The 3,591-nt window shown below is 54.8% G+C and carries 3 protein-coding genes; 2 read left to right on the top strand and 1 reads right to left on the bottom strand.

Annotated features, from left to right (window positions below; all coding sequences use genetic code 11):
* Together ACOYNV_RS26555 and ACOYNV_RS26550 are read left to right on the top strand one after the other, a co-directional pair.
* Nucleotides 1–311, top strand: a 311-nt coding sequence (locus tag ACOYNV_RS26555) for an alpha/beta hydrolase family protein (protein WP_422902826.1), incomplete at its 5' end; no start/stop codon positions are given.
* A 73-nt stretch (nucleotides 312–384) separates the two neighbouring features.
* Entirely contained in the window at nucleotides 385–1,056 is a 672-nt protein-coding gene (locus ACOYNV_RS26550) for a hypothetical protein (RefSeq protein ID WP_422902825.1), read from the top strand.
* 84 nt (nucleotides 1,057–1,140) lie between these two features.
* Here the strand turns inward: ACOYNV_RS26550 and ACOYNV_RS26545 are convergent, their stop codons facing one another.
* Nucleotides 1,141–3,582: a TonB-dependent receptor plug domain-containing protein gene (locus tag ACOYNV_RS26545; RefSeq protein ID WP_422902827.1), complete on the bottom strand. Its 2,442-nt coding sequence runs from the start codon at nucleotides 3,580–3,582 to the stop codon at nucleotides 1,141–1,143.
* Nucleotides 3,583–3,591 lie beyond the last annotated feature (9 nt).

Here is a 3,591-nt window from a genome sequence, read left to right as displayed (position 1 = left end):
AGCACCTCACCCGCATGGGTCAGGCTGCCCTTGTCGGCGACCGCGTGAAAGATGACGACCAGTTCACGCGCACTTCTCCACTCAAACGCGCCAAAGAAATCAAGCAACCGGTCTTGATGGCGTATGGCAGTGATGACTTGCGGGTTCCCTTGCCGCACGGGGAGAAGATGAAGGATGCGCTTCTGGCAAGCGGCAACAAAGATGTCGAGTGGGTGGTTTATGAAAATGAAGGGCATGGATTTGCCCTGGAAAAGAACAACTACGACTTCTGGACCCGAGTCGAAAAATTCCTTGCCCGGACCCTCCAATAAGTAGTTTCCAGTAAGGTGTTTAATTGAGCCTGCGTTTTGATTGAAACGCAGGCTTTTTCAATGGAGAAAATGTATGAGAAGAGTCTTTCGTAAAGTGACTGTGTTGGGGGCGATCTGTGCCTTGTCGGGGGGCGCCTGGTCACAGGCTGCTTTGCCAGCCCCACCAAAAGCGGCCTCTAAAAGCATGATGACCCGCGATGAATTGCGCCGTTGCATGAAGCTGCCCGACACCATCAAGGCGATGGCCGCCGCCGTTGAACAGTCCAAAGGTGTACTGGACCAGGATCGATTGAAAATTGATCCCGCTAAGGCCGAACTAGCCACGTTGAGAACAGAGGTTGAAGCCCAAAAGGCTGTAGTGCAAAAGTCGGACGGTGCGGTGCGTGAGTTGTCCAAAGAGATTGACCAGTGGAACACGGAGCTCGAGGACTTGGAAAAGAATGACTCGAAGACGGCCCAGCGACGATTGAAAGAGATTAAGGGACAACAATCCGGTTTGATGGCACGCAATAAGGACGCTGTGTCACAACGGGACAAGGCTTTTGGTGCCTATGAGGCCGCTGTCGCGAAATTCAATGCTCGCGGCAAGGAGCTTGAGACATCGATCAACGAGTGGAATGCGCGCAATCAGCGGTTGGTGGAAGAGGCCGAAAAGGTGACCGAATTGCGCGACGATTACGCAGCGGATTGTTCCAATCGCCGTTTCCGGGAAGAAGACGAAATAGCCATCAAGCAAGGGAAGTAAGAGCAGTCCTTTGAAACTGCAGTTGGTACAGACAAAAAAAGGGAGGCTGTTGCCTCCCTTTTTGCTGTGCGACACTAGTCTGGATCAGAACTTGTGTTCCATGCGGACATAAGACTGACGACCATAGGAGTCATACAGGTAGAAATTGAAGTTGCGGCCATCGTAGGCCACCAATTCAGGCATCTTGCCCGTAGCGTTCACCATACCAGCAGTCAGCTTGGTGTTCTTCAACACATTCCAAGTGACTTGAACGTCGTGGGTAATGTAAGCGCCGACCGTACGGTCGGCCTGGCGCCCATTTTCACCGATATAGTTGATGTTCCAGGCAGCAGAGAAATTACCAAGGCGCCACTGGTTCCCCAATGTTGCACGATTCTCGGGCAAACCCAGGGTACCGGCCAACTCATCGCCATCATCGTTGTAGCTGGTCAGGCGTGACAAGCGCAGCTCATGCTCGAAGCTCCCCATCCCTGCACTCTTCCACTTGGCAATCACGCTCATATCGAGGTAACGCGCATCAATCGTGCCTTCGTTGGCGTAACCAGCCTGAATACGTTCAATGGCCCCCGTCGCATCACGCTTGACATACAAGCCTGCGGGGATTGGGCGGGGATCAACGCCTTGCGAACGGTCCAGCAAGGTGCCGGCACCGATCAGTGCGATCTTGTCGTTAATCTTGATGCTGGCGTAATCGAGCTTGGTGCTCAACCACTCGGTTGCATCCCATGCGCCACCCACAGACCACTGGTTCGACTTTTCAGACGATAGTGATTTGTTGGAAGTGGTGTAAGTGTCGACCTGCACCAGCTTGTTGCCGGAGCAGTCGTTCGATGCTGTCAAACCGGGCGTTGCCGGGCGGCCAGCAACGGCTACACTGGATTGACCGCCAAACAGTACGCAGGTTGCGGGGTCGAACACCGATTCGGCGGAGAAAGTTTCCTTTTGGTTCAGGATCGGCAGGCTAGGTGCGCGGAAGCCCTTACCCATTGATCCACGAAGTGTCAATGTCTTCATGGGCTGCCAACGAACCGATGCCTTGGGAGAAAAATCGCTGCCGTAGTCCGAATACTTCTCAAAGCGGCCGGCCACAGTGGCTTCGAGTTGCTTGGTGATGGGCAGCACAATTTCCGAAGAGAACGCCTGGACATCGCGCTCACCCTTGGCCGAGTTACCTGCTGAGCCACCCACAACACCCGCCTCTGAGAGGGAGTCATACAAGTCGGCGTAACGCTCATTGCGCGATTCGGCAGAGAACAAGGCCGAAGCGCTACCGCCGCCGAGCTTGAACAGGTCATACACAGTTGCGGTCGCGTACATGTCCTTTTGCTTGAAATAGCCGTCACGGCCAATCGTCACGCGCATGGCGTTCAACACATCTTCAGGGTTATTGAAGGGGTCAAACAGGTTGTAGGTGCCGTCAGCAGCGTACGCAGCCATGGTCGAAATCAACAGGTAATTGCGGCCAGTTTCCTTGTACAACGAGTCGATCATGCTGACGCCAACGTCCAGCTCGACGTTTTTCATTAGTGTTCCTTGTACCCCAGCTGACAAGCCTTTCATCAACTCTTCGGTGGAACTGTCACGATTGCCGCCCGCTGCAAAGCGGTGGCGCACGGTGATGGCACTGGCGGTGGGGTTGTTGGGTGTATTGGCGGGGATTACAAACTGGCCCAAGGCCGGTGCGTAACGGCCAAAACTGTCTTTGGACGTGGCCGATGTGTTCAGGTAGGCATTCCAATCGTTCGCAATTTTGTACTCGCCACGCGCGAAGAATGAAGTAGTACCAATTTCAGCTTCGTCCGCGGCAACAGCATTGAAGTTAAATGAGCAGTTGTTGGTTGAAGTAACCCAGAACGCGCCCTGATTGCAACCGATCTTGGCGTCGCCCTTCAATAGCCCCATCGATACGTAGCCAGCTCCCGCCTTGTTGTAGTTGTTTCCATATGAGGAAACACCGAGTACAGAGCCCCATTCACGATCGCGGGTAAATACCATCGCGCGCCCGGTGGTGCCGACACCCATGATGACCTTGCCTTTTTCACCATTCACGCCCAACAACACGGAGGATTCCCGGCGTTCACCGCCTGGATTGCCCGGGCGTGTGTAACCCGCCACGATACTGACGCCCTCAAAGTCCTTGCGAGTAATGATGTTCACCACGCCACCGATGGCGTCAGAGCCGTACACCGCTGATGCGCCGTCAGTCAAGATTTCGATTCGCTCAACCGCCGCCATGGGAACCGAATTCAAGTCAACCGAATCGCCGACGTTTGGCGCTTTGGGAAGACGACGTCCGTCCAACAGAACCAATGTACGGCTTGCGCCCAGCCCACGCAAATCAATGCCAGCATAAGACTGCGCGGAACTGCCCGACTGGGGGCGGAAGTTGCCGGCCGAGGAGAAAGTTGAACTGCGCATGAACTCGGCCACGCTGGTCGCGCCGCTTGCTTCCAATTCTTCGCGTTTGATAGTGGTGATAGGCAATGCGCCTTCTGTCTCGGCGCGCTTGATACGCGAGCCCGTCACCTCAACACG

Source organism: Propionivibrio sp. (assembly GCF_049316945.1).
Taxonomy (GTDB): Bacteria; Pseudomonadota; Gammaproteobacteria; order Burkholderiales; family Rhodocyclaceae; genus Propionivibrio.
Note: the sequence above shows the minus strand (reverse complement) of the source record. Positions and strands in the feature narration are given on the sequence as shown.